The organism is Oceanithermus desulfurans, from assembly GCF_014201675.1.
Lineage (GTDB): Bacteria > Deinococcota > Deinococci > Deinococcales > Marinithermaceae > Oceanithermus > Oceanithermus desulfurans.
Genome location: NZ_JACHEZ010000009.1, coordinates 89321 through 113206, shown reverse-complemented (window position 1 = coordinate 113206; position 23886 = coordinate 89321). Strand labels below are relative to the sequence as shown.

Genomic DNA, 23886 nt, shown 5'->3' with positions numbered 1-23886 from the left:
CCGTTCCCATACCGAACACGGAAGTGAAACACGCCAGCGCCGATGATACTTGGACCGCAGGGTCCTGGGAAAGTAGGGCGGTGCGGGGGGTTTTTTTCTTTTCCCTTCCACCCAACCCCCCCCAAACTCAAACCAACCTCCAAAGCAAAACCCGGGACCCAATCCCAACCCGGCCCACGAACCACGAGCCCGTGGGCCGTGGCCCGTGGAAACCCCGTAACGCAACGTCTTGCGCGTCCCGGCCGCAACCCCCGCTCCCCACACCCCACCTCCCACTTCCCACACCCCACCTCCCACCTCCCACACCCCACCTCCCACCTCCCACACCCCACCTCCCACCTCCCACACCCCACCTCCCTTCCTCGTCATCCCCGACGAGGCGCGAAGCGCCGCGATCGGGGATCTTGCCGTGGCCGCCGTCCACGAGCGACCCTATACGCTGACGTTGCCGGTGGAACTTCAACCGAACGGCTCCGCGAACGTGCACCCGGCAAGACTCCGGACCTGTCCCGGACTTGATCCGGGATCCCGCGGGCCACATGGCCCGCTCGTACGGAAGGGCGGGGAGGCGAGGCGCGCGCGGCGAGGTTCCGGACCTCCCAGGTTGCATGACCTGTTCGTGCCGCGCCATGAAGGCCGGGATGCGCAGGCGACGCGGAGCGGGTTCGTCGACGCGGGGGCGGGACGCGAGCGGGAGGGTAAGGTGTCGAGCTCCCCGAGCGGCAGCGGGTGTCCGTGCCGGGGCCTTGCGCTCACCCGAACGGTCGTTCGCCGGCAAGGGCGCGCACCGCCGCCAGGTAGCGCTCGAATCCGGGCGGCCAGGCGTCGCGGCCCGAGGCCTTGAGGGTGCGGCCGGCGCGCTCGATCCAGACGGCCCACTGGGTGCCGCCGCAGGTGGGGTAGTCGGGTTCGTAGTAGGACTCCCAGCTCCAGACGTCCAGTTCGTCCAGCGCGCGCCAGAAGGTGCGCCAGGCGGCCTCGTCGGGTTGGAGCCGGGTCTCCTCAAGTGCGTCGCCGGCGGCGCTGGTGCGCTGCCAGACGAGCGCGACGTCGTCCCAGAAGACGCGGTAGCCGTCCACGCTGCCGATGCCAAGGTCGAGGCGCTCGGGCAGGAAGGGTTCAGACGATGCGGGCGGTTTCATCGAAGGCCTTCTTGCTGATCACGGGCACCTGCGCGTCCCCTGCGGGGTAGCCGGTGACGACGAGCATGACCGGGCGTTCGTTGGCGGGGCGGCCGAGAATTTCGCGCAGGAAGTTCATGGGGCTGGGGGTGTGGGTAAGGGTGGCGAGCCCCGCGGAGTGGAGGGCCGCGATCAGGAAGCCCGAGGCGATGCCCACGGATTCCTGCACGTAGTAGTGCTTGACGCGCCGCCCCCGTTCGTCCACCCCGTAGGCCTGGGCGAAGACGGCGATGAGCCACGGCGCGGTTTCCAGGAAGGGCTTTTCGGGGCCGGTGCCCAGGTGATCGAGGGCGGCGAGCCATTCCCCGGGAGCGCGTCCCGAGTAGAACCTGCGCTCCTCTTCTTCGGCGGCGAGGCGGATCTTGCGCTTGGTGGCGGGGTCGGATACGGCGACGAAGAACCAGGGCTGCTGGTTGGCGCCCGATGGGGCGCTGGCGGCGGTGCGGATGGCCAGCTCGATGACCTCGCGGGGGACGGGGCGGTCGGAGAAGTCGCGCACGCTGCGGCGGGTGCGCATCCGTTCGTAGAAGGCGCGGACGCGCCGAAGCATTTCTCCGGGTTCGGGCGGGGCGTAGGCCAGCGGCTGGAAGCGGGCGGGCATGGCCTTATTAAAGCAGAGCCCACCGGCGCGGTGTGGACCGGCGTCACATGCGAGCGGGTGACATACTGAAAGGCGTGGACGGAATCCTCGAGCGCGCCTGCGCCAAGCTGAACCTGGGCCTTGCGGTGCGCGGCCGCCGGCCGGACGGGTACCACGAGCTGCACACGCTCTTTGCGACGGTGGACGTTTGCGACGAGGTACGGCTCCGACCCGAGAGCCGCGGCGTGACGCTGACCGTGGGCGGCGAGTTCGAAGCGCCGCAGGGCCCCGAGAACCTGGCCTGGCGGGCGGCCGAGGCCTACCTGGCTGCCGCGGGCGCTCCGGGCGGCGTGGCGGTCGAGCTCGTCAAACGTGTGCCCGCGGGGGCGGGCCTGGGCGGGGGCTCGGCCGACGCCGCGGCGGTGCTGCGGGGGCTTAGGAAGATCTATCCTGCGGAAGTCGACCTTCTGGCGCTGGCGCGGGAATTGGGGGCGGACGTGCCCTTTCTGCTGCGCGGCGGCCTGGCCGAGGGGCGGGGCGTGGGCGAGGAGCTTACGTTCTTGGAGCCGCTGGAAGCCCACTTCGTTCTGGTGAGGCCGCCCTTCGAAGTACCCACGGCCGCGGCCTACGCCGCGCTGGTGCCGGGCGACTTCGGCGGCGACCTGGACGTGGCCGGCATTTTGGACGCACTGCGCCGGGGCGCGCCGCCGCCCTGGCGCAACGACCTGGAACGGGCGGTCTTCTTCGCCTACCCGCCGCTCGCCGACCTGAAGCGCTTGCTCGAGGAGCACGGGCTCGCGGGCGCGTTGATGAGCGGCAGCGGCAGCACCCTCTTCGCCCCCGTGGAAAGCCGGGAGAAGGCCGAGCGCTACGCGGACGCGCTGGCGCGGCGCTACCCGGGGTTCTGGGTGCGGGCGGCCTCGCTGACGCCGGGGGAGGGGGCTTGAGCCTCGAGCGCGTCTGGTCGTTCGCGTCGGACGCGTTCGCGCCCGCACCCGACGAGGTGGAGCTGGTCAACCCCGGTCTGGGAGGGCGCGGGCTGGCGGAGTTTCTGGCCCGCGGGCTGGCGGACCTCGGGGTAAAGGTGAACCGGCCCGTTCCCGAAGACTGGGGCTGGCGGCTGGAGCTCGTCTTCGAGGGGCGCCGATTCTGGATGGGGTGCGGCGCGGTCAGCGGCGAACCCGGCCGCTTCGTGGTGTTTCTCAAGACGCGGCGCGGTCTCGGCGGCCTGCTGGCCGCGGCCGTCTGGCGGGAGAGCTTCGAGCGTCTGGCGGACGCCGTAGAGAGCTTTTTGCGCCAGAGCCCGGGGGTCCGCGAGCTGGAAGTGGAGGGTCCCTGATGCGGCTGGGCGAGCTCGACCGCGAGATCGTGCGGCTGGCGCTGCCGGCGCTGGGGGCGCTGGCCGTCGAGCCGCTGGTGAGCATGACGGACACCGCCTTCGTGGGGCGGTTGGGGGCCGAGCCGCTGGCGGCGCTGGGGATCACCACCGCGCTCTTGAGCCTCTTTTTCGTCGTCTTCAACTTCCTCTCCTACGCCACCACCCCGCGGGTGGCGCGCTCGCTGGGCGCGGACGGCAGGGGCGCGGCGATGGAGCAGGCGGGGCACGCGCTGTGGCTGGCGCTGCTGCTGGGGCTGCTGGCCACGGCGGTGCTCGAGCTGCTGGCCCCCTGGCTGGTGCGGCTGATGGGCGCAGGGGGCGCGGTCCAGCCGCTGGCGCTCGGCTACCTGCGGCTGCGGGCGCTGGCGGGGCTCGCGATTCTGTGGCTGATGGCCGCCCACGGCATCTACCGCGGCCTCCAGGACACCCGCACGCCCTTCTGGGTCACCTTCTGGGTCAACGCCGCCAACGTGGTGCTCGACTATCTGTTCATCTTTCCGCTGGGCATGGGCCTTTTGGGCGCGGCGCTGGCCAGCGTGCTGGCCCAGAGCGCCGGCGCGGTCTGGTTCTACCTGAACCTCAAGCGCCTGGGGGCGGTGCGGCCCTGGCCGGGCGCGGCCCCGCTGCGGCCCTTCCTGAAGGTGGGCGGCGAGATGCTGGTGCGCACCCTCAGCCTGGTGGGGGCGATCACCCTGGCGGCGGCGGTGGCCGCGCGCGTGGGTACGGTGGCCGTGGCGGCGCACCAGGTGGCCTGGCAGGTTTGGCTCTTCATCGCCATGTCGGTGGACGCGCTGGCCATCGCCGCCCAGGCGCTGGTGGCGCGCTACCGTGGCGAGGACCCGGCGCGGGTGCGCGCGGTGGCCGACCGCCTGCTCGCCTGGGGGCTGGCGGTGGGCGTGCTGATCGCGGCGCTGCTGGCGCTGGGCCGGCCCTGGATCCCGCGCGTCTTCACCGACGACGCCGAGGTGCTGGCCGCGGTGGGGGGCGTCTGGGTGCTGCTTTGGGCGCCGCAGCCCCTCAACGCCCTGGTCTTCGTTTGGGACGGTATCTTCATGGCCGCCGAGCGCTTCCGCTTCCTTGCCGCGGCCATGCTGCTGGCCGCCGGCGCGGGCGCGGTGGAGATGCTGCTCGTCGTGCCCATGGGCTGGGGGCTCGCAGGGGTGTGGTGGGGGATGATCCTGATCAACGCGGTGCGCGCTCTTACGCTGGCGTGGGGGTACTGGCGGGCGCGTATGGTGTGATCGCCGGCCCCCGCGGACCGGGTCCGCGGGGGCCGGTGCGGCGCCGCGTCAGCGCACGATGGTGATGTAGAAGGCCGTGTCCGTTGCGGTGCCGTCGTAGTTGAAGCAGTTGATCGTGACGGTGTCGGTGCTGCTCGCGATAGGACTGTTGGTGCAGATCTGGGGCTTGGTCGAGTCGACGACAGCGAGCATCAGGCTAACCTGGCTCAGATCGAGGTTCTCGAAGGTGACCCGGTACGTTCCGGTGGCTTCGTAGGTTACGCTGACGTTGCCACCCGTGGAGTTAAAGGCGTAGTAGAGGTTATTCGCCGGAGCGTTGTTGTCGACGTAAGCGTAGGCGAGCACGCCGGCGTTCGAGGGCAGCGCCTTCTGCGCCGCCTGTACCGCCGAGAGCTTGGCTTCCAGCACGGTTACCGCGTCGGCCAGGGTTTGGAAGTCCTCGTTGATCTTGGCTGAGCTGATCACGTCCCCCTCCCGGAAGGTGTGGGGAACGGTAAGCGCCACGGCCCAAAGGCCGAGGAGCACGATGAAGGCTCCGAGAAATACGTACTTCAGCTGCTTCATGCTTCACCTCCCCGTTGTTCGCCCATGCGGGTTCAGGGCCCGAAGACGGTGCCGGGGTCGTCGAAGACGCAGCTCGGATGGTCGAACTCGGCGGGTTGCGGGCACCCCTTGCTCGTCGTCGGCCCGCCGCAGGCGGCGAGCACGATCGCCAGGGCCAGCCAGATCAGCGACCTACTACGCATCGTTCTCACCCCCTCATTCGTCAAGGTAGACAGCCAAGGTCACAACACCGTCACAAGCCGCGATGCCGATGGCGACGGGCCGAACGGCCGCTGCCGCCGCGAACCGGCGCGTACCTTTGCGGGGTATCTCACCTGTAAGGCGATGCGGACGTTTTACACTGGATTGGAAAAGAGACCGTATGCGACGTATCGTTTGGGTGCTGTTGCTGGCCGTTGCCGGCGGAGCCGGGGCCGTTGGCGGCGCGGGGCTGTACGGAGGCCGGCCCGAGGTCTTCGGCATCCAGTTCGTGACCCCCGAGGGGTGGCGCATGAGCGTGGGCCTGGCGCCCGGGCGGGCCGACCCCACGCGCTACTCGGTGGCCGTCTCGCTGGACCTGGTGCTGGCCGCGGGCACGCTCTACTCCGACGGCGGCGAGGCGGTCGACCTTGCCTACTACGCGGGGGCGGGGGCGACGGCTAGCCTGCTCAGGGCCGACCCCGAGGTGAACGGGCACGCGATGCTGGGGCTCGAGGCCTACTTCACCGCGATGAAGAGCGTGGGGCTGTTCGCGGAGATGCAGCTGGGTCAGCGCTTCTGGTTCACGCCGCTCGCGACCCGGCCCTACCTGGGGTTCCGCCTGGGCGTTTCCCTGCGCTAGAAGCGGAACAAGGGACGTTTGACCCGGGCGGGGCCGCGTCCGTAGAATCAGGCAAGGTGAGCCAACCGGGCGAAGTACGCTTGCTGGGGCCGCCGGAGGTGCGCGTGGGCGGTGGCTGGGTGCCGCTGGCGGGGCGCCGGCGGCCCGCGATCCTGGCCTACCTGGCGGTCGAGGGTCCCAGCGAGCGCACCCTGCTGGCCGAGTTGCTTTGGGGCAACGAGCACGCCATGCGCAACCTGCGCGTGGAGCTGCACCGGCTCGAGCAGCGCTTCCCGGGGCTGGTCGTGCGCCGCGGCTCGCAGCTCGCGCTGGGGGCCGCCGCCGACGTGCAGGCCTTCGAAGAGGCCCTCGAGCGGGCCGACTACGCCCGGGCGCTGGAGCTTTACCGCGGCCGCCTGCTCGAGGGCACGGCCGCCGACGTGCCGTCGGCGTTCGAGGACTGGCTGCTGATCGTACGCGAGCGCCTCGAGGAGCGCTACGTCGACGCCTTGGTGGCCCAGGCGGAGCGGCTGGCGGGCCGCGAGCCCCGGGCGGCGCTGGCGCTGCAGCGGCGGGTGCTCGAGCGCGACCCCCTGCGCGAGGCGTCCTGCCGGGCCGTCATGCGCCTCTACGCGCAGCTGGGCGAGGTGCGCAAGGCGCTGGAGTTCTACGAGGAGTACGCCGCCTTCCTGGAGCGGGAGCTGCAGCTGCCCCCGGTGCAGGAGACGCGCCGCTTGGCCGAGGAGCTGCGTACCGGCAAGGTGCAGGTGCGCCGCTGGAAGCGCGCCCCGCTGGCCGGCCGCGAGCGCGAGCTCGAGCGCATGGGGCAGGCCTGGCGCGAGGGGCGGCACGTGGTCCTGCTGGGCGAGCCGGGGATCGGGAAGACGCGCCTGCTGCACGAGTTCGCGCGCTCCCTGGGGCGGCGGCCGCTGCTGCTGCGGGGGCGGCCCGAGGACCACGCGGTTCCGCTGGCCACGGCGGCGCGCGGCCTGCGGGTGGTGCTGGAGCAGCGCGACCCGCTGCCGGACTGGGCGCGGCAGGAGCTGGCGCGGGTGCTGCCCGAGCTGGGCGAGCCGCCCTCGGCACCCTCGCCGCAGCGCTTCCTGGCCGCGATCGGCGAGCTGCTCGCTCCCTTCGACGACGTGGACTGGTTCTGGGCGGTCGACGACCTGCAGTTCTTCGACGAGGGCAGCCTGGAGCTGTTGATGCAGCTGCGCTCGCTGGGGCTGATGCGCCCCCTGGCCGTGGCCTACCGCAGCGGCACCCTCAGCCCCCGGGCGCAGGCCTGGATCCAGTCGCTGGTGGAGCGGCAGGGGGCGGAGCTCGTCGAGCTCGAGCCGCTACCGCTCGACGCCGTCGCCCGCATGTTCGGCGACGGCGCGAAACCCGAGGACGCCTGGGTGCGGGCGGTGCACCGCTTCACCGGTGGCAACCCCTTCTTCATCGTGCAGCTCTCCGAGTCGTGGCGGGCCCGGGGGCGGGAGCCGCCCGAGGGGGCCGGCCCTGCGCTAAGCGACCGCCTGTACGCACTGCTGCGGCAGCGCATCGGCGCGGTTCCGGCGCGGGCGCGCAGCCTCTTGCGGCTGGCGGCGGTGGCGGGCGAGGCCTACTCCCCGCAGCTCGCGGGCACGGTGATGGGGCTGGCGCCGCTGGAGGTGGCCGAGGCGGCCGACGTCCTCGAGTACCAGGGCCTGTTCCGCCGCGGCCGGCTCGCCCACGACCTGGTGCGCGAGGCCACCCTGCGCGACCTCGACCCCGAGACGGTGCGGGCGCTGCACGCCCAGGTGGCCGAGCAGATCAAGGACCGGGCCGCGCCCGGTCTGGTGGCGGCCCACTACGAGCAGGCGGGGATGCCCGAGCGGGCGGTGCCGCTGCGGCTGGAAGCGGCCGCGGGGGCGATCCGAGGCTTCGCCTACCTGGAGGCCTTCGAGCAGTTCCACCGCGCCTTCGAGCTCTCGCAGGGGAAGGCGCGCGCCCGCCTGATCGCCCAGACGCTGATCACCCGCTACCGCATCGGCGTGGCCACCGGCGACTGGCCGCGGTTGGAACGCGAGCTCGACCTGACCGAGGAGGCGGCGCGCGAGCTCGGCGACGACTACACCCTCAAGAACGTCCGGGTCGGTCGGGTGGACCTCAACTTCCGCCGTCTCGACCTCGACCGGGCGGTGCGGCTGGGCCGGCGGCTGCTCGCGGAGGGCGGGTTGACGCCCGACCAGGAGGCGATGGCGACCTACGCTCTGGCCCAGGCCCTCTTCTTCCGCGACCCCGACACCTACCCCGAGGTGGCCCGCCTCTGCCGCCGCGCCCTCGCGCTCACCGACGAGAGCTGGTACATGTGGGGTTGGCCGTTCACCACGCTGGCGCTGTGCTGCATCAAGGGGGGCGAGCTCGAGGAGGCGGAGGGCTGGTGCGCCCGGGCCGAGGCCCACTTCGGGGCCGCCGACGACCTCGCGGGGCTGGCCACGGTGCAGCGCACCCGGGCGCTGATCGCCTGGTGGTGGGGCGACGCCGCCGCAGCCGCCGCGGCCGCCGAGCGGGCGCTGGAGCTGGCGCGTAAGGCGGATTTCCGCACCATCGTCTTCATGGCCCTCGACACCGCCGTGGGTCTCTACCGCGCGCTCGGCGACGAGGAGCGCGTGCGCGAGCTGACCGCCGAGGCCCAGCGGCGGGGGTTCCGCCTCGAGCGCGGCGACCTGCGGCGCCTGCGGCTCGAGCCCCCACGGCGACCTGAAACGCTGCGGTAACGCCCGGCGTGCCAGCCTGGGTTCGGGAGGCGGTATGGAACGGCGCGTGCAGGTCTTCGTGCTCAGGTTGTGGCGCGACGAGGAGGGCGTGCGCATCGAGGTTCGGGAAACCTCGGAGGGCGTGCGCTACTTCCCCAACCTCGAACGGCTGGTCGAGCACCTGCGCAGGCGCAGCGCGGTGGAGCGCGACCCGGAGGCCGCGGACGGCCCCTGACGGGTGGATCGGGAGAGCCGGCCTCGGACGAGGGGGCCCGGGGGTTGCAAAACATAGGCATAACCGTTATGATTATATTCGAGGTGATGAGGATGACCACGAAGCAAGAACTGATCGACGGACTCAACCAGGACCTGGCCCACGAGTACCAAGCCGTAATCGCCTACACGGTCTACGCCGCCGAGGTGGCGGGCCCCTTCCGCCCCGCGCTGCGCGACTTCTTCCTTGCGGAGGCGGCCGACGAGTTGAAGCACGCCCAGGTGCTGGCCGACAAGATCTCGGCCCTCGGCGGGGTGCCCACGGCCGAGCCGGCCCCGGTGGCGGGGGCCACGACCCCGCGCGCGATGCTGGAGGCGGTGCTCGCCGCCGAAACCGAGACGATCGAGCGCTACACCCGCCGCATGGCCCAGGCCGAGGAGGCCGGCGAGCTGGCCCTGGTGGCGCAGCTGCACGACATGATCGTGGACGAGACCCACCACAAGGAAGAGGTGGCCAAGCTGCTCGAAGGTTTCCCGGAGTAAGGGCCGTGAAAAGAAAGGGGGCTTCCATTGTGGGGCCCCTGTTTTGTCATAATGGAAGTGTTTATGGCCTGTAACCGCGAGCAGTTGACCCAACTCATCGAGCAGAGGCACCTTCGGGCCACCGAGGCGCGTTGCCGCATCCTCGAGCTCCTGCACGAAACCCACGAACATTACACCCCCGAGGAGATGCTGGAGGCGCTGCGCGAGCGCGGCAAGCCGCTCTCGATCGCGACCCTCTACCAGAACCTGGCCAAGCTGGCCGAGGCGGGCCTGATCTCCCGCTTCGTGGGCCCGGACGGGCACACCCGCTACGACGTCAACACCGAGCCCCACCACCACCTGGTCTGCAAGATCTGCGGGCGCATGGTCGACGTGGGGGTCGCGGGGCCGCTCGAGCGGCTGCGCCCCACGGCGCTCTTCGAAGAAGAGGAAGACGAGGTCGCGGCCTGGAGCGTGAGCGACGTGCACCTCGAGTTCCACGGGGTCTGCCCCGCCTGCCGGGCCAAGATGGCCCACGAAGAAAAACGCACCGCGTGAGCCCGGCGACGTCCGCTTTCCTTCGATCTGCGGGGTAACCTGTAGCCATGCGTCCGATCAAACGACTGGTTGAACAATTCCTGGAAAGCGAGGCCAAGGGCGGGATCCTGCTGTTCAGCACCGCCCTGGTCGCTTTTCTGCTAAGCAACTCCCCCTGGGCCCAGGCCTACTTCGACCTCCGCGACGTCTACCTCAAGCTGCAGGTGGGCGACTGGGTGCTGAAGAAGAGCCTGCTCCACTTCGTCAACGACTTCCTCATGGCCTTCTTCTTCCTGCTGGTGGGGCTCGAGCTCAAGCGCGAGCTGCTGCAGGGCGAGCTCAAGAACCCCAAGCAGGCGGGGCTCGCCGTCGCCGCGGCGCTGGGGGGGATGGTCACCCCCGCGCTCATCTACACCGCGCTCAACTACGGGGGCGTGGGGGCGGCGGGCTGGGGCGTGCCCATGGCCACCGACATCGCCTTCGCCCTGGGGGTGCTCTCGCTCCTGGGCAAGCGGGTGCCGCTCTCGCTCAAGGTCTTCCTGACCGCGCTGGCCATCGTCGACGACCTGGGGGCGGTGCTGGTGATCGCGCTCTTCTACACGAGCAACCTCGACCCCGCCGCGCTGGGCATCGCGGCGCTGGTCTTCGGCTTCGCCCTGCTGCTGGGGGCGCTCAGGGTGCGCTCGCTGCCCGCGTACATGCTCGTCGGCCTGGTGCTTTGGTACTTCGTGCTGCTTTCGGGGGTGCACGCCACGATCGCCGGGGTGCTGCTGGCCTTTGCCGTGCCCATCGGCCGCAGCCGGCCGCTGCCCGCCCACGAGGACGGCGCCGCTGCGGACCCGGAGCTGCAGGAGGCGCGGCTCGAGCACCTCGAGGACGCGGCGCGCGCGGCCCAGTCGCCGCTGCACCGGCTCGAGCACATCCTGCACCCCTACGTGGCCTACTTCATCATGCCCGTCTTCGCCTTCTTCAACGCCGGGGTGGCGCTCGAGGGCACCCAGGTGGGGGCCGTGGCCCTCGGCATCTTCCTGGGGTTGCTGCTCGGCAAGCCGCTGGGCATTCTCCTCTTCGCCTTCCTCGCGGTGCGCCTGGGCCTGGCCAAGCTGCCCGAGGGGGTGAGCTGGCGCGCCATCGGCGGCGTGGGGCTGGTGGCGGGCATCGGCTTCACCATGGCCCTCTTCATCGCCGGCCTGGCCTTCGACGCGGCGCTTCTGGACGAGGCCAAGCTGGGCATCCTCTCCGCCTCGGTCACCGCGGCGGTCCTGGGGGTCGCCGTGCTCTGGCGCACCGGCGGGGGCGCGGCCTCCGGGGCGCGGGCCTAGGCGGAGCAAAAGGGTCCCTGCTCACACTCGCAGGTCGGGGCGGGGGCTATAGTGTAGCTACATATTCATAGCGGTAATGAATATGTACCAAGGAGGACACGATGGCTAGCGAAGCGGAAAGCAAGTGCCCGGTCACGGGCGACGCCTACAAGCACACCACCCTGGGGGGCAGCCTGGTTCGCAACTGGTGGCCGAACCAGCTCAACCTGAAGATCCTGCAGCAGAACCCGGCCGAGCTCAGGCCCACGGACCCGGACTTCAACTACGCCGAAGCCTTTGCGAAGCTCGACCTCGAGGCCGTCAAGCAAGACCTGCGCGAGCTGATGACGACCTCGCAGGACTGGTGGCCCGCCGACTACGGCCACTACGGTCCGCTCTTCATCCGCATGGCCTGGCACTCGGCGGGAACCTACCGCGTCTTCGACGGCCGCGGCGGCGGCAACACCGGCAACCAGCGCTTCGCCCCGGTGAACAGCTGGCCCGACAACGTCAACCTCGACAAGGCGCGGCGGCTGCTCTGGCCCGTCAAGAAGAAGTACGGCGACGCCATCTCCTGGGCCGACCTGATGATCCTTGCGGGCAACGTCGCCCTCGAGTCGATGGGGTTCAAGACCTTTGGCTTCGGCGGCGGTCGCGTGGACATCTGGGAACCCGAGGAGGACGTCTACTGGGGCCCCGAGTCCGAGTGGCTGGCCGACGAGCGCCACCCCGGGGGCGAGCTCGAGAAGCCGCTGGCCGCCGACCACATGGGCCTGATCTACGTCAACCCCGAGGGCCCCGGCGGCGAGCCCAACGTGCTCGCCTCAGCAGGGCACATCCGTGAGAGCTTCCGCCGCATGGGCATGAACGACGAAGAGACCGTGGCGCTGATCGCCGGCGGGCACACCTTCGGCAAGAGCCACGGCGCCGCCAGCACCGACCACCTGGGCCCCGAGCCCGAAGCGGCGCCGCTGGAGGAGGTGGGCCTGGGCTGGAAGAACAGCTACAAGAGCGGCAAGGGCCCCGACACCATCACCAGCGGCCTCGAGGGGGCCTGGACGCCCACCCCCACGAAGTGGGACAACAGCTTCCTCGAGCTCCTCTTCAAGTACGACTGGAACCTGGAGAAGAGCCCGGCCGGGGCCTGGCAGTGGGTGGCCGCCAACCCCGACCCCGAGGACATGGTCCCCGACGCCCACGACCCCGAGAAGAAGCACCCCCCCTTCATGCTCACCACCGACTTGGCGTTGCGCATGGACCCCGAGTACGGCAAGATCAGCCGGCGCTTCCTCGAGGACCCGGACGCCTTCGCCGACGCCTTCGCCCGCGCCTGGTTCAAGCTGACCCACCGCGACATGGGACCGCGCGCCCGCTACTTGGGCCCCGAGGTGCCCGACGAAGAATTGATCTGGCAGGACCCGATCCCGCCCGTGGACCACGAGCTGATCGACGAGTCCGACGTCGAGGAGCTCAAGCGCCGCCTCCTGGCTTCCGGTCTCACCGTGCCCGAGCTCGTCTACACCGCCTGGTCCGCGGCCTCCACCTACCGCGACTCCGACAAGCGCGGCGGGGCGAACGGAGCGCGCATCCGCCTGGAGCCGCAGCGCGGCTGGGAGGTCAACCGGCCCGAGCGGCTGGCGCGGGTGCTCGAGGTGCTGGAAGGCATCCAGCAGGCCTTCAACGGCAAACAGCAGGGCGGCAAGCGCGTCTCGCTCGCCGACCTGATCGTGCTCGGCGGCGTGGCCGCGGTGGAGAAGGCCGCGCGCGACGCCGGCTTCGACGTCCGCGTGTCCTTCGCTCCCGGCCGCAGCGACGCCAGCCAGGAGCAGACCGACGTCGAGTCGTTCGGTTACCTCGAGCCGGTGGCCGACGGCTTCCGCAACTACCTCCACCCCGCGTGCAAGCTGCCCGCCGAGCAGGCGCTCGTCGACAAGGCCCAGCTACTCACGCTGACCGTGCCCGAGATGACCGTGCTCGTGGGCGGCATGCGGGCGCTGGGGGCGACCTACGCCGACAACCCCCACGGCTACTTCACCGAGCGCCCGGGGACGCTCTCCAACGACTTCTTCGTCAACCTGCTCGACCTGGGGCTCGAGTGGAAGCCGGCGGACGAGGACGGCCAGGTCTTCACCGGCCACGACCGCGCCACCGGGGCGCTGCGCTGGACGGCCACCCGGGTCGACCTGGTCTTCGCCTCCAACTCGCAGCTCCGGGCCCAGGCCGAGTTCTATGCCGAGGACGACAAGAAAGAGAAGTTCGTCCGCGACTTCGTGCGCGCCTGGGACAAGGTGATGAACCTCGACCGCTTCGACCTGCGCTGGCGCTGAGCCGCGCCCCTAGGAAACGGCCCCCGTGGGGGCCGTTTCTGCTTACCATGGGGCATGGAACCCGGAAGCGTGCTGGTGGTGGGCAGCCTCAACATGGACCTGGTGGTGGCGGCGGATCGATCTACCGATTAGGAGATCGGATACCTTCCAGTGCTTGGTTGGGGTATTTCCGGATATGCCTAAACTGCGCTTAGGATCGAAAGAGGTGGACTGTAAACCATAAGGATGCCAACTTTCGTTTTTACGTGTGTAAGGGAGTAACGAACTCGACAGACCGGTCAACGCACCGGCAGCCGCGAGGGGATTGCCTCTCGAGGTAAGCGAGTTAAAAAACGGGACCATGCCGTTTACTTCAAGGTGGAGTTGGCAGCAACAAACCCTGGTGATCGGGCTTGCACCTGGGGAGGGCTATGCACAGAAAAAGACATTGACTTTCGCCTGTTTTTTCAAATTATAAAATTTAATTTCTGCCGATGCCACTTATCGCTTGCCGCTCCACCGGGAACGTTTCGCGCGAAATATGGCACAATTCATTGAGGCTCTCCACCAAGCCCCGCGGCCCTTGCACGGATCATGGCTTCCGACCGGTCCACAACTTGAAGCTTGCTGAAGATGCTGGACACGTGGTTGCGCACCGTTTTCGGTTGAATGTCGAGTGTTTGGGCGATGCGCTTGTTGCTGAATCCTCGGGCAATAAGCTCGAGCACTTCATGCTCCCGCTTCGTGAGCTCCGGAAATGCGTCGGCGGGGCTCGGGGCGGCCTGCGCGAACAAGCCGGCCAGGCGCGCCGCCACCGCGGCGCCAAACAGGGCCTCGCCCCGGGCGACGGCGCGGATCGCGCGCAGCATCTCCTCCTGGCCCGCGCCCTTAAGGACGTAGCCCCGGGCCCCGGCCCGCATTGCGGCAAAGACGGATGCGTCGTCCTCGAACATCGTCACCGCAATAACCCCGACCTGCGGGCAGCGCCGCACGATCTCGCGCGTGGCCTCGACCCCGTCCATACCTGGCATCTCGAGGTCCATGAGCACCACGTCGGGTTGCAGGGCCAGGGTCTGGGCCACGGCCTCCGCGCCGGTCGCGGCTTCACCCACGACCTCCGTCTCCGCGAGCGAGTTCAAGAGGGCGCGGAGCCCGTCCCGGAAGAGCGCGTGATCGTCCGCGATCAGGAGTCGCACCCGATCGCTCATCGCCGCGCCTCCCCGAGCGGCAGCTCCGCCCACACCCGCGTGCCCCCGCCCGCGGGCGTCTCCACGCCGAACCGGCCGCCGAGTTCCCGGGCGCGCTCGCGCATCGACGTCAGGCCGACGCCTTGCCGGGGGGCGTCGGGGAGGCCGACGCCGTCGTCGGTCACCTCGACGCGCAGGCGGTCGTCCCTCTTCGACAGGCACAGGCGGCAACGCTTGGCGAGGGCGTGGCGCACGACGTTCGTTAGCGCTTCCTGGGCGATGCGAAACGCCGCCGCCTCGACGGCGGCCGGTAGATCGCGTAGATCGCCGTCGGCGTGCACCGCGATGCGCGGGCCTCCCCGCCCGCTCAGCGAGGCCGCGTACGTCTTGAGCGCGTCGACCAGCCCCAGGGCGTCCAGCGCCGGGGGACGCAGGGCGTAGACCAGGCGCCGGACGTCGGCGATCGCGTCCTGAAGCTCCGCCCGCAACCCAGAGAGCAGGCGGTCGGCGGCCGGCGGGTCCCCGTTCAGGTGGTTGCGGGCGGCGTCCGCCATTAGCGTCAGGCTCGCGAGCCTGGGGCCGAGGCTGTCGTGGAGGTCGCGCCGGATCCGGCGGCGTTCCTCTTCCCGGGCGTCGAGGAGCCGCCGGTGCATGCGGCGCAGATCGAGCCGTAGGCGCACCGACTGCGCGATCGCCCCCGCGTGGTGCGCGATCATCGCCAGCGACCGATGGTCTTGCGGCGTCAGCCTCTCGCCGGGGCCCCGCTCCGCGACGTGCAGCTCGCCGATCGTCTGCCCCTGGTACACGAGGGGAAATGTGCGCGTGGCGTTTTGCGCCGTTCCATGGCTCGCGATGGCGTCGCTTCCCTCGCCGAGCGCGATCGCGACGTACGGGAGCTTCAAAGCCTGCGCCAGCGTATCGACAATGCCCTGGAGCGTGCGCTCGGGAGACTCCGTTCGTTGCAGGCGCTCGCCGAGCCGCAACAGCAACCCGGCAGGATCGTCGCGCTCGCCGTACATGGCCCGGTTCACCAAGGCTTGAAGACGCTGGCGTACGGGCTGGAAGAGCGCGGCGGCCGTGCCGGTGGCGAGCAGGGACGCAAGCACGCTGTCCTGGTGCGGGAGCAGAGCGCCGATCGTGCCCACGACGACGACGTAGAGCAAGAGGATCGCGAGCGTCAGGGACCCGTAGACCAGCGCGCGGTTGATGAGGACGTCGACGCCGTAGAGCCGGTAGCGCAGGACCGCGGCGGTGATCGCGGCGAGCGGAGCGATCGCCAACCCGAGCAGGAGAAGGTCCGCGAACGGGCCGGACAGGAACCCGGCCACACCTGCGAATGGGACGATGAGGGAGGCGACGACGAGCCACCGCAGCTGCCGGCGCGTCACCTCATCCCGGGCGGTGCGGTAGCGTGCGACGAGCGACGCGGCCGCCCCGAGCATGAGGAACATTCCCGTGGCCGGGACGACGCCGCGCGGATCGAGCCGCCCAAGCGGCCACGCGCGCAGGGCGTCCCACCCGAAGGGGTTGGGCAGGTCGGCGTGGTTCGGCAAGGGGCCGGGGTGGAGGACCATCCATACGGCTCCCAACGCGGTCCAGGCCACCCCGAGCCAGACCAGCGGCCGCCAGTCCCGGCTCAGCAAACGGCCATCCGGAAAGTACAGGGGGATGAAGATGGCGATCGCAGCATAGCCAAAGATCCACCACCAGTGGAACACCCCGGCTAATGGCGTGGCGAGGGGGAGCCACTCGGGCTCCACGTGCTTGGCGTAGCGCGCGAACGCCTCGCTGAATCCGGTGAGGGCGGCCGACACCCCTGCGATGAGCAGCATCCAGCCGATGGGATGACGGGGGTGGCGCCGGGCGATGAGGGCGCCGTTCGCGGTTGCGGCGATGCCCATCAGCGACTGAAACCCCCAAAAGCCCCAGCGTTCGGACCCGGGGGTGCTTCCCGTTAAGTACAGGAGGACCAGGCTGGCGAAGGCAAGGGCCATCCCGGTGACGACCACGGCAAACGCGAGCCGGGCGAAGCGGTGCTCCCTGGCCTGACCGGCATGGTGCGCGCGGGCGCTGGACATCGATCGATCCAATCCTGCGAAGTACGATCATGATACTCGATCGCGCAGGGGTATGAGGTATCGGCTAGATCACCATGCCGATCAAGGCGAGGAGCATCAGGATCGTCTCGAGCTGGCCGCCGCGGCCAAGCCGGGCCTTTAACACGGCGGCCGCGCGGGCTTCATCCGGGGAGAGCGGTGCGCCGTTCGCCGTCGCCTTGGCGTAGAGCTCCAGCAACTTCGCGCCCGTCGGTCCCTGGAAGAATACGCCAACGAGCAAGGCCAACAGGCCGGCGAACGCCCCCAGCGTCAAGGGGAGGCGGGTTTCGAACATGAGCTTCAGGTCGAAAGCGCTGGTGTGTAGAGCGTAGAGCCCAAGCCCAGCGAGGATCGTAACCAGCCCAGCCACGGTCATGGCCCGGTGGATGCGCGGGATGAGCCGGACCATCACCTCGCCGTTCTTCGCGCCGAGCCCCGCGAGCACGGGCTCGAGCACGAACCCGAAGAAAAGCGTGCCGCCCATCCAGAAGATCGCTGCCAGTACGTGCACCAACAAAAGAACGAACATACGGCTACCTCCCGTGCCCTAGAGCGCTGAGCGCGCCTGCAAGGCGCCAGCACCAGACGAAGTAGAGCAGGATGCCCGACGCCGTCGCCAAGTAGAGCCCCCAGGTGGCCGGCGCCGGGACGACCCGCAGGCCGAGGTCCGGCCCGGCGATCAGGCCGAGGCTCATCAGGGCCCCTGCGGTCGTGCCCAAACGACCTAGGCCTCGCATCCAGGTCCCTTTGCTCCCGTGCGATGCGCCGAGCAACCAAGCGCCGAGCAGGCCGTACCCGAACCCCGTGACCATGCCCCCGGTCGTCCAGTGCAGGACACCAAGCGCAACCGGTAGTGCACCGAGGATGAGAGCAAGCCCGCCGGCGCTCCCCAGCCCTACGAACAGCCCGGGCTTGGTCGGACCGAGGAAGCCGTGGAGCTGACGAACGAGCAAGAGGCTAAAGAGGCCGATGGTCGCGTTTGCCAGGTCGTTCAGCGGGCCGGCGACGGGAAGTCCGGCGTAGAGCAGGCCGAGTGTGACCAGGGACACCCCGGCCGCGTACACGATCGCCCGCGCCGTCCTGCGAATACCCACCGTGCGATCCACCGTTACCTTCGTCATCTTCCCCTCCTATTGAGCTGACGTCCCGTTCATCGCGCTTTGCAGGTAGGCGTAGATCGCAGCGAGATCGTCGTTGCTCAGCCGGGCGTAGTCCCTCCAGGGCATGTAGCGGGGGTCTAGGGCATGTCCCTCCGGGTTGACCCCCGTGCGCATGGTTGCGATGAACCCTGCTTCCCCCCATTCGGCGAGGTGCTTTCCGGTGAGGCCCGGCGCGAAGGGCGCTCCGGGCTCCGGTGGTCTTCCCCCGGTGAGCGCCGCCCCGTGGCAGAGCCGGCAGTCGCCGACGTTAACAAGGTAGGCCCCATAGGCCGGGGTGACGCCGGGGGCCGGCGCCGCGGGCCGCTTGGCGTCGTGAACGATGCGGTTGGCCGCGAACTCGAACAGGCCGAGACCGACCAGAATTCGCCCGAGCGGCCGGAGCTCGGCCTTGGCGACCCTTCGATCGACCGGAGGGGCGCTTTTGATGAACGCGATCAGGGCGCCCAGGTCGTCGTTGCTGAGGTGCCAGTACGCCTGCGACGGCATGATCGCCAGCGGCGTCCCGTCCGGGCGCAGCCCGTGGCGTATCGCGCGAACGTAGTCCAGGTCGTCGTAACGTTGTCCAACGCCTCCCGCGCCGGACGTCAGGTTGGAGGCGGCAATGGAACCAATGGCGGGGTCATCCAGGATCACATTCCCCGCAAGGTCAAGGCCGTGGCAGCCAGCGCAGAACGCGCTGAAAAGGTAGCCGCCCCTTTGACGCGCCTCAGTCCCCTCGGGTACCTCCACGGGGACAACGCGCACGGTAAACGTCCGGTTGACCTTCGCCGTGCCCCGAAGGAACAAGAACCCTGCCGCAAGGCCCGCAACTAGGACGCTACCAACTATGAGGCCTAGGAGCCATTTAACCAATCTCTTCACTGCTCACCTCCGGAAATGCTTTCCACCAGTGGACGGTGGGGAACGTCCCGTTGTCATGAGGCCGTGGTCCCAAGCACCGGGATGTGGTGTCCTATTTCCTATGCCTGGCGAACGTCTGCCCGGTGAATCGAATAGAACCCGCGGCCCACCGGATGCAACAGGTCGTGGCGCTCAAGCTGCTCCGTGAGTTTGTAGGCGAGCGACTTGTCCAGTTTGGCGCTGCTGCGCGCTCGAACACCCCGTTTGCTCAGCGGTGTTGGAGAGAGCCTTCGTGGTGAATATTGGCGATTGGCGCCTATGCCCGGCGTGCAGCTGCGGGCCCAGGCCGAGTTCTACGCCGAGGACGACAAGAAGGAGAAATTCGTCCGCGACTTCGTGCGCGCCTGGGACAAGGTGATGAACCTCGACCGCTTCGACCTGCGCTGGCGCTGAGCCGCGCCCCCAGGAAACGGCCCTCGCGGGGGCCGTTTCTGCTTACCATGGGGCATGGAACCCGGAAGCGTGCTGGTGGTGGGCAGCCTCAACATGGACCTGGTGGTGGCGGTCGAACGCCACCCCAAGCCGGGCGAAACGGTGATCGGCGGCGACCTGCAGCGTTTTCCCGGCGGCAAAGGGGCCAACCAGGCGGTGGCCGCGGCGCGTCTGGGAGCGCGGGTGCGGATGGTGGGCCGCGTGGGGGCTGACGCCTACGGCGCCGAGCTCAAACGGGGCCTTGAGGCCGAGGGGATCGAGACCGCGGAGGTGGCCGAGATCGAAGCGCCCACCGGCGTGGCGCTGATCAGCGTGAGCGCCGACGGCCAGAACGCCATCGTCGTCTCGCCCGGGGCCAACGCCCGTCTGCGGCCGGAAGACCTGAACCCCGAGCGCTTCGCGGAAGCCGCGGTCGTCGTCCTGCAGCTGGAAACGCCGCTCGAAACCGTGCGGCGCGCCGCCGAGCTGGGCCGGGCGGCGGGGGCGCGGGTGCTGCTCAATGCCGCCCCGGCGCAGGAGTTGCCCGCGGAGCTGCTGGCCGCCGTGGACGTGCTGGTGGTCAACGAGTTCGAAGCGGCCCGGGTGGCGGGCGCGCCCGAGCCCGAAACTCCGGAAGAGGCGCTCGCGCTGGCCCGCGAGCTGGCGCGGCGGGTGCCGCTGGCGGTCGTCACCCTGGGCGCGCGCGGCCTGGTCTGGGCCGGAACCGAAGGCGAGGGAGCGCTGCCGGCCTTCAAGGTGAAGCCAGTCGACACCACCGCCGCAGGCGACGCCTTCGTGGGCGGGCTGGCGGCAGCGCTGGCCGCGGGCGAGCCGCTGGAAGCGGCACTGCGCTTCGCCAGCGCCGCCGGGGCGCTGGCGGCCACCCGGCCGGGGGCGCAGCCCTCGCTGCCGACGGCGGACGAGGTGGCCGGGTTGCTGAGCCGTCGGGCAGGGTGAAGGCCGCAGGGGAGTGCCTTTCTTGCGGCCGCGAGTCCGCGCGCCTAAGATATTAACGTGGAAAATGACCAAAACGCCCTCTGTGCGGCCGGATCCGGCGAGGTGAAAAAGCGCGAAGCGCAGATCGCGCGGTTGCTCCGGGCCATTGGCCACCCGGAGGCCTGGGTAAGCGACGAAAGCTGGCTTTCTGACTTTTGCATGACCCGGCGAGAGGAGCAGGGATTGATCGCCGCGGTGCGCCGTGAATACGGCGTCGGTCTGTCCGAAGGCGACCTGGACGTCCCGCTTTGGGTTCTGGTCGACGAGCTCGAGCGCCGGCCGCGGGCGTAACGCCAGCGCTCGCGGTTAGTTACACGTAGAGCTCGCTCACGTCCAGCGTCAGCCGCCCCAGCTCCGCGGCGGAGACCACCCCCACCACACCGCCGTTCGTTCCGCCCAGCACGAGCGCTACCGGAGCGCCGTGGCGGCGCATTGCGGGAACGAGGTTGAACAGCCGGCGGCGTTCTCCCGCCAGTACGAAGTCCCGTTTCAGGTAAGCGGCGACCCGTTCTTCGGGGTCGGCCTCAAGCACCAGCTCCAGCGCGTCCTGCGGGCTCAGGTAGCCCTGCGGCCGCCCCTCTGCGTAGGCCAGAACCAGTGCGTTGCCAGTTGCTCGCGCTGCGCGTCCAGGAAAGCCGCGACCGCGGTGTCGGCCTGGAGGCGTGCCACCCGCTGCTCCATGATCTGGGCCACCGGCTGCATGTAGGCGAAGTTGGTCTGCAGCGCGTCGGGCATGGGGTGGCCGCGGCGCTCGAGCTTCATGGTGTAGATGCTCTCCGAAAGCAGCGCCTTTCGCAGGCCGTAGCTGTCCGCCACGGTGATCGCCATCGGCAGCACGGCGCTGTAGTCCAGGGTCATCTCAAAGATGATCACGATCGCGGTCACCGCAGCGCCGGTAGCTCCGCCGATGACCCCCGCCATGCCGGCTACCGCAAAGGCCGGCGGGCTGAGGTTCAGCGCGGGGAAGACCTGCGCGAGGATCAGACCGTAGGCGCCGCCGAGGGCGGCCCCATGAAGAGCCCGGGCGAAAAGATGCCGCCCGATGCGCCGGAGCCCAGGGTCAGACCGGTGGAGACGAGCTTGAGGACGAAGAGCAGCAGCAGGAAGCCCCAGACGTCCAGACGCCCCATCAGCACGTCCTGCACCGTCGCGTAGCCCACGCCCTGGGTGTAGTAGTGGCCGGTGGATCGCGCCATGAGAACGAAGATCACGCCCACCAGCGTCATCCCGAGCGCGTGGCGCAGGTAGGGCCGGAGGCGGAAGCGGCGGTGGAAGAAGTCTTCGAAGCCGTAGATCGTCCGGATGTAGAGCGCGGCGGCGGCGCCCGCGAGCAGCCCCAGCCCCAGGTAAGCGAAGAGCACCCAGGGGTTGGCGAGCTCGAAGTACGGGGTCTCGAAGCTGGGGATGACGAAGGAGGGGTGGGGCCCGAAGAAGAGCTGGCCCAGGTAGGTGGCGGTGGCCGTGGCCAGCGCCACCGGTACCAGGGTGCGAACGCTGACCTCGTGCAGCAGGATCTCGAGCGCGAAGAGCACGCCGCCGACCGGGGTGTTGAACGTCGCGGCGATTCCTCCGCCGGCGCCCGCCGCAATCAGGGTGATTCGCTGCGGCAGCGGCAGCCGCAGGCAGGCCGAGGTGATCGAGCCGAAAGCAGCCCCGATCTGGATGATCGGCCCCTCCCGGCCCACCGACCCGCCGCTGCCGATCGAGAGCGCCGAGGCCAGCGCCTTGATCACCGCCACGATAGGCCGGATCCTTCCCCGCTGGTAGTAGACGGCGTCCATCACCTCGGGTACCCCGTGGCCGCGGGCTTCGGGTGCGTAGTTCTGGGTGAGGAAGACGACGAGCAGCGCCGCCAGCACCACCGCGGCCAAGATGCCGAAACCCAGCGTGCTCAGGGCGGTGTGCTGGTTGGCGTCGTAGTAGGTGGAGAAGCGCCCGGGGAAGACGAGGTTGTGGACCAGGGCGATGAGCGCGCGAAAAACGACGGCCCCCAACCCGGCCACCACGCCGATGACGATAGAGGTCAGGGCCATGGCCAGCGGGTGGAGGGAACGTTCGTTTGTCACACCGGGCCTCCCTTTCCACCCTAGCACCGCCCCGCGCGGACGGGCGTCCTAAAAGCTCATCTACGCGAACTTTGCGGACTTCGAGCCCCAAGTCCAACCGGCCTTTTTGGGCCGGAGCCGGACGTGGCTTGCGAAGAGAGAGGGTCCGGAGTAGCATACGAACCATAATGGATATGCAAATGATTCTCTTTCTACACCTTGCTTTTGCCGCTGTCTGGGTCGGTGGGTGGTTTGTGCTGGCTCACGGCAATCGTACCGGATGGCTCGTGGCGTTTGGTCTGGTTTCGGCGGCAGCCATGTTGCTGACCGGCGGGCACCTGCTCTTCAGCAGCCGACCCGATCTGCTGAGCCAGGGGCTGTTTCACCTCAAGCTCGCAGCCTATGCCGCTATGGTGTTGCTGGCGCTCGTGGCCTGGATGCGCCCTCGCTGGCATCGGCGCGTGGCCTGGGCCGGATTTACTTCGGGGTTGCTGGCCCTGTACGCAATCGCTGCGCTTCCGTAGTCGCAGAACTTTCTGGTCTGGACGGGGCAACGCAGCCACCGCTTTGGTAGGGGGCTGCGGGCCCTCTTCCGGAGCGGTATCCACCGCGTCCCCTTACCCGTGGAACCAATGCCGTAGCGTCGGGCCTTGATCGGCCAAGCGAAAAGATTACGGTCTCGCGAGCCCCGTTGACGGCGCAGGTCGTTCTGGCGTCCTCTGCCACCCGTGGGTCGAGCGCTCGACGTGGTTCCGGGTTGCGCGAAATTCGTGGTGTGCTTGCCTGCGGCGACGGCCCGACTCCTCTCTCCGGACGAGCAGAGCGGGATACGGGGACCCGCGGGTGCAGGCGGCCTGCTTCCCGCACGGCTTCCTGATGTCGCAAAGAACCCCAGTGAGTATGACCATGCCGCAAGTGCGGGTGAGACCGTGCCGAAATCGAGAAGAACCCGGCGGTTCTCACCGCGGATCCGGCTGACATCGCCAGCGCGCTTAAGCGACCTTATGCTTTGTGGCTTTCACCGGGGATGCGGCCTTGGTAGAGCTCCCGGACGGGCCGGTTGAGCCGCCGGCCCTTGCTCAGGTGCCAGAGGTAGAAGCGCAGGTGCCACAGGGGGTGGGCCAGGGTGTGTTCGGCGTGGACGCGCAGGTGGCGGCGGACGTGCGCGAGGGTGTCGCCCGGCTCGAGCGGCTCCAGGCCGGTCTGTTCACGGATCCAGTGGGAGGCCTTCTCGTGCAGGGCCTCGAGCTCGCCTGCGCCCTTGCCGGGGAAGACCTGCGCGGGGAACCGGGGCGGACGTGGCACCACCGCGCCGTCGGGGTGGTTGGAGGTAGTCAATTCGTACTCGGGCCGCCCGGGCTCGCGCCCGAAGGCGGTGTCGAAGTCGTGGAAGACCTTGCCCTCTGCCTCGGTGATGGAGTAGACGCAGCGCTTTTCGGGGTGCCACCAGAAGGCCGATTTGACCCACCAGGGGCTGCCGTCGGGGTCGGCGTGGCCGTGGGTGCGAACCAGGTCTTCTTCGGAAACCAGGGAGAAGTGAACGATCTCGCGCCGGTGGTAGCCGTGCTCCACCGCCCAGGCGTCGGCCTGCCGGTAGGCGGCGACGAAGCCGTCACCGACGGGAAAGGGGAGTTCGCGCACGGCGTTTGCGCCCTTCAGCATGGTAAGCGTGGTCTTGCGGGCGCTCTCGGCGATGAAGTAAAGCACCAGGACGACGAGCAGCACTCCAATGGTTAACCAAAGCAT

At 69.5% G+C, this 23886-nt stretch carries 25 protein-coding genes, 1 rRNA gene and 1 pseudogene; 15 read left to right on the top strand and 12 right to left on the bottom strand.

Annotated elements, in window-relative coordinates; genetic code table 11:
- Positions 1 to 89 (top strand): 5S ribosomal RNA (gene rrf, locus HNQ05_RS10970); the annotation flags it as partial.
- A 663-nt stretch (positions 90 to 752) separates the two neighbouring features.
- On the opposite strand, the gene HNQ05_RS10965 is transcribed toward rrf, so the two are convergent.
- Entirely contained in the window at positions 753 to 1142 is a 390-nt protein-coding gene (locus tag HNQ05_RS10965) for a hypothetical protein (RefSeq protein ID WP_147148583.1), read from the bottom strand.
- Positions 1120 to 1782, bottom strand: a complete 663-nt coding sequence (locus HNQ05_RS10960; protein ID WP_147148581.1) for a nitroreductase family protein — start codon at positions 1780 to 1782, stop codon at positions 1120 to 1122. Before HNQ05_RS10960 ends, HNQ05_RS10965 begins: the two co-directional genes overlap by 23 nt.
- Before the next feature lie 83 nt (positions 1783 to 1865).
- On the opposite strand from HNQ05_RS10960, the gene ispE reads away from it, so the two are divergent.
- From ispE to HNQ05_RS10945, 3 genes are read left to right on the top strand one after another with little or no spacing between them, the layout of a single operon-like run.
- Positions 1866 to 2708, top strand: a complete 843-nt coding sequence (gene ispE, locus HNQ05_RS10955; protein ID WP_371862337.1) for a 4-(cytidine 5'-diphospho)-2-C-methyl-D-erythritol kinase — start codon at positions 1866 to 1868, stop codon at positions 2706 to 2708.
- Entirely contained in the window at positions 2705 to 3100 is a 396-nt protein-coding gene (locus HNQ05_RS10950; protein ID WP_147148576.1) for a hypothetical protein, read from the top strand. Before ispE ends, HNQ05_RS10950 begins: the two co-directional genes overlap by 4 nt.
- Positions 3100 to 4380 (top strand): MATE family efflux transporter, encoded by a 1281-nt coding sequence (locus tag HNQ05_RS10945; protein WP_147148574.1) that lies wholly within the window; start codon positions 3100 to 3102, stop codon positions 4378 to 4380. The genes HNQ05_RS10950 and HNQ05_RS10945 overlap by 1 nt, the downstream gene beginning before the upstream one ends.
- 48 nt (positions 4381 to 4428) lie before the next feature.
- Here the strand turns inward: HNQ05_RS10945 and HNQ05_RS10940 are convergent, their stop codons facing one another.
- Together HNQ05_RS10940 and HNQ05_RS10935 are read right to left on the bottom strand one after the other, a co-directional pair.
- On the bottom strand, positions 4429 to 4944 hold the full coding sequence (locus HNQ05_RS10940) for a hypothetical protein (protein ID WP_147148572.1): 516 nt from the start codon (positions 4942 to 4944) through the stop codon (positions 4429 to 4431).
- Positions 4945 to 4976: 32 nt separating this feature from the next.
- Positions 4977 to 5126, bottom strand: a complete 150-nt coding sequence (locus tag HNQ05_RS10935; protein ID WP_147148570.1) for a branched-chain amino acid ABC transporter substrate-binding protein — start codon at positions 5124 to 5126, stop codon at positions 4977 to 4979.
- 179 nt (positions 5127 to 5305) lie between these two features.
- On the opposite strand from HNQ05_RS10935, the gene HNQ05_RS10930 reads away from it, so the two are divergent.
- The 7 genes from HNQ05_RS10930 (at position 5306) to katG (ending at position 13366) form a co-directional block, all read left to right on the top strand.
- On the top strand, positions 5306 to 5764 hold the full coding sequence (locus HNQ05_RS10930; RefSeq protein ID WP_147148568.1) for a hypothetical protein: 459 nt from the start codon (positions 5306 to 5308) through the stop codon (positions 5762 to 5764).
- Between the two features lie 56 nt (positions 5765 to 5820).
- On the top strand, positions 5821 to 8487 hold the full coding sequence (locus tag HNQ05_RS10925) for an ATP-binding protein (protein ID WP_147148566.1): 2667 nt from the start codon (positions 5821 to 5823) through the stop codon (positions 8485 to 8487).
- A 34-nt stretch (positions 8488 to 8521) separates the two neighbouring features.
- The gene (locus tag HNQ05_RS10920) at positions 8522 to 8701 is read left to right on the top strand and encodes a hypothetical protein (protein WP_147148565.1); all 180 of its coding nucleotides are present in this window, start codon (positions 8522 to 8524) and stop codon (positions 8699 to 8701) included.
- 92 nt (positions 8702 to 8793) lie between these two features.
- Positions 8794 to 9222: a ferritin-like domain-containing protein gene (locus tag HNQ05_RS10915; protein WP_147148588.1), complete on the top strand. Its 429-nt coding sequence runs from the start codon at positions 8794 to 8796 to the stop codon at positions 9220 to 9222.
- Between the two features lie 63 nt (positions 9223 to 9285).
- On the top strand, positions 9286 to 9759 hold the full coding sequence (locus HNQ05_RS10910) for a Fur family transcriptional regulator (RefSeq protein ID WP_183677814.1): 474 nt from the start codon (positions 9286 to 9288) through the stop codon (positions 9757 to 9759).
- Between the two features lie 47 nt (positions 9760 to 9806).
- Positions 9807 to 11060 (top strand): Na+/H+ antiporter NhaA, encoded by a 1254-nt coding sequence (gene nhaA / locus HNQ05_RS10905; protein ID WP_147148561.1) that lies wholly within the window; start codon positions 9807 to 9809, stop codon positions 11058 to 11060.
- A gap of 101 nt (positions 11061 to 11161) precedes the next feature.
- On the top strand, positions 11162 to 13366 hold the full coding sequence (gene katG, locus HNQ05_RS10900) for a catalase/peroxidase HPI (RefSeq protein ID WP_147148559.1): 2205 nt from the start codon (positions 11162 to 11164) through the stop codon (positions 13364 to 13366).
- A gap of 530 nt (positions 13367 to 13896) precedes the next feature.
- Here katG and HNQ05_RS10895 read toward each other — a convergent pair.
- From HNQ05_RS10895 to HNQ05_RS10875, 5 genes are all read right to left on the bottom strand, one after another.
- The gene (locus HNQ05_RS10895; protein WP_221266970.1) at positions 13897 to 14541 is read right to left on the bottom strand and encodes a response regulator transcription factor; all 645 of its coding nucleotides are present in this window, start codon (positions 14539 to 14541) and stop codon (positions 13897 to 13899) included.
- Positions 14542 to 14549: 8 nt separating this feature from the next.
- Positions 14550 to 16610: a sensor histidine kinase gene (locus tag HNQ05_RS10890; RefSeq protein WP_147148555.1), complete on the bottom strand. Its 2061-nt coding sequence runs from the start codon at positions 16608 to 16610 to the stop codon at positions 14550 to 14552.
- Between the two features lie 64 nt (positions 16611 to 16674).
- Positions 16675 to 17157 carry a hypothetical protein gene (locus HNQ05_RS10885; RefSeq protein ID WP_147148553.1) on the bottom strand — a complete coding sequence of 161 codons (483 nt, stop codon included), beginning with the start codon at positions 17155 to 17157 and terminating at the stop codon, positions 16675 to 16677.
- A 4-nt stretch (positions 17158 to 17161) separates the two neighbouring features.
- Positions 17162 to 17749, bottom strand: coding sequence for a hypothetical protein (locus HNQ05_RS10880; RefSeq protein ID WP_147148551.1), 588 nt, complete (start codon positions 17747 to 17749; stop codon positions 17162 to 17164).
- A 9-nt stretch (positions 17750 to 17758) separates the two neighbouring features.
- Positions 17759 to 18517 (bottom strand): cytochrome c, encoded by a 759-nt coding sequence (locus HNQ05_RS10875; protein ID WP_183677813.1) that lies wholly within the window; start codon positions 18515 to 18517, stop codon positions 17759 to 17761.
- Positions 18518 to 18946: 429 nt separating this feature from the next.
- Here HNQ05_RS10875 and HNQ05_RS12275 point away from each other — a divergent pair, with 429 nt between their 5' ends.
- Genes HNQ05_RS12275 through HNQ05_RS10865 form a run of 3 tightly spaced genes read left to right on the top strand, consistent with a single transcriptional unit; the run spans position 18947 to position 20386 of the window.
- Complete coding sequence (locus HNQ05_RS12275) at positions 18947 to 19081, top strand: hypothetical protein (protein ID WP_260148099.1); 135 nt, start codon at positions 18947 to 18949, stop codon at positions 19079 to 19081.
- A gap of 54 nt (positions 19082 to 19135) precedes the next feature.
- Complete coding sequence (gene rbsK, locus HNQ05_RS10870) at positions 19136 to 20056, top strand: ribokinase (RefSeq protein ID WP_147148548.1); 921 nt, start codon at positions 19136 to 19138, stop codon at positions 20054 to 20056.
- A 57-nt stretch (positions 20057 to 20113) separates the two neighbouring features.
- Positions 20114 to 20386, top strand: coding sequence for a hypothetical protein (locus HNQ05_RS10865; RefSeq protein ID WP_147148546.1), 273 nt, complete (start codon positions 20114 to 20116; stop codon positions 20384 to 20386).
- A gap of 19 nt (positions 20387 to 20405) precedes the next feature.
- Here HNQ05_RS10865 and HNQ05_RS10860 read toward each other — a convergent pair whose 3' ends face one another.
- Positions 20406 to 20627, bottom strand: a complete 222-nt coding sequence (locus HNQ05_RS10860) for a hypothetical protein (RefSeq protein ID WP_147148545.1) — start codon at positions 20625 to 20627, stop codon at positions 20406 to 20408.
- Positions 20628 to 20650: 23 nt separating this feature from the next.
- Positions 20651 to 22128, bottom strand: a pseudogene (locus tag HNQ05_RS10855) (chloride channel protein).
- Positions 22129 to 22340: 212 nt separating this feature from the next.
- Here HNQ05_RS10855 and HNQ05_RS10850 point away from each other — a divergent pair.
- Positions 22341 to 22664, top strand: coding sequence for a hypothetical protein (locus HNQ05_RS10850; protein WP_147148543.1), 324 nt, complete (start codon positions 22341 to 22343; stop codon positions 22662 to 22664).
- Between the two features lie 478 nt (positions 22665 to 23142).
- Here the strand turns inward: HNQ05_RS10850 and HNQ05_RS10845 are convergent, their stop codons facing one another.
- Positions 23143 to 23886 (bottom strand): hypothetical protein, encoded by a 744-nt coding sequence (locus HNQ05_RS10845; protein WP_147148541.1) that lies wholly within the window; start codon positions 23884 to 23886, stop codon positions 23143 to 23145.

Coding starts and splice junctions, on each gene's coding strand:
- HNQ05_RS10935 (WP_147148570.1), bottom strand. CDS start 5,126: ATGCGTAGTAGGTCGCTGATCTGGCTGGCCCTGGCGATCGTGCTCGCC.
- HNQ05_RS10890 (WP_147148555.1), bottom strand. CDS start 16,610: ATGTCCAGCGCCCGCGCGCACCATGCCGGTCAGGCCAGGGAGCACCGC.
- HNQ05_RS10960 (WP_147148581.1), bottom strand. CDS start 1,782: ATGCCCGCCCGCTTCCAGCCGCTGGCCTACGCCCCGCCCGAACCCGGA.
- HNQ05_RS10845 (WP_147148541.1), bottom strand. CDS start 23,886: ATGCTTTGGTTAACCATTGGAGTGCTGCTCGTCGTCCTGGTGCTTTAC.
- nhaA (WP_147148561.1), top strand. CDS start 9,807: ATGCGTCCGATCAAACGACTGGTTGAACAATTCCTGGAAAGCGAGGCC.
- HNQ05_RS10885 (WP_147148553.1), bottom strand. CDS start 17,157: ATGTTCGTTCTTTTGTTGGTGCACGTACTGGCAGCGATCTTCTGGATG.
- HNQ05_RS10850 (WP_147148543.1), top strand. CDS start 22,341: ATGATTCTCTTTCTACACCTTGCTTTTGCCGCTGTCTGGGTCGGTGGG.
- HNQ05_RS10880 (WP_147148551.1), bottom strand. CDS start 17,749: ATGACGAAGGTAACGGTGGATCGCACGGTGGGTATTCGCAGGACGGCG.
- HNQ05_RS10930 (WP_147148568.1), top strand. CDS start 5,306: ATGCGACGTATCGTTTGGGTGCTGTTGCTGGCCGTTGCCGGCGGAGCC.
- HNQ05_RS10945 (WP_147148574.1), top strand. CDS start 3,100: ATGCGGCTGGGCGAGCTCGACCGCGAGATCGTGCGGCTGGCGCTGCCG.
- HNQ05_RS10965 (WP_147148583.1), bottom strand. CDS start 1,142: ATGAAACCGCCCGCATCGTCTGAACCCTTCCTGCCCGAGCGCCTCGAC.
- katG (WP_147148559.1), top strand. CDS start 11,162: ATGGCTAGCGAAGCGGAAAGCAAGTGCCCGGTCACGGGCGACGCCTAC.
- HNQ05_RS10940 (WP_147148572.1), bottom strand. CDS start 4,944: ATGAAGCAGCTGAAGTACGTATTTCTCGGAGCCTTCATCGTGCTCCTC.
- HNQ05_RS10920 (WP_147148565.1), top strand. CDS start 8,522: ATGGAACGGCGCGTGCAGGTCTTCGTGCTCAGGTTGTGGCGCGACGAG.
- HNQ05_RS10910 (WP_183677814.1), top strand. CDS start 9,286: ATGGCCTGTAACCGCGAGCAGTTGACCCAACTCATCGAGCAGAGGCAC.
- HNQ05_RS10915 (WP_147148588.1), top strand. CDS start 8,794: ATGACCACGAAGCAAGAACTGATCGACGGACTCAACCAGGACCTGGCC.
- rbsK (WP_147148548.1), top strand. CDS start 19,136: ATGGAACCCGGAAGCGTGCTGGTGGTGGGCAGCCTCAACATGGACCTG.
- HNQ05_RS12275 (WP_260148099.1), top strand. CDS start 18,947: ATGCCCGGCGTGCAGCTGCGGGCCCAGGCCGAGTTCTACGCCGAGGAC.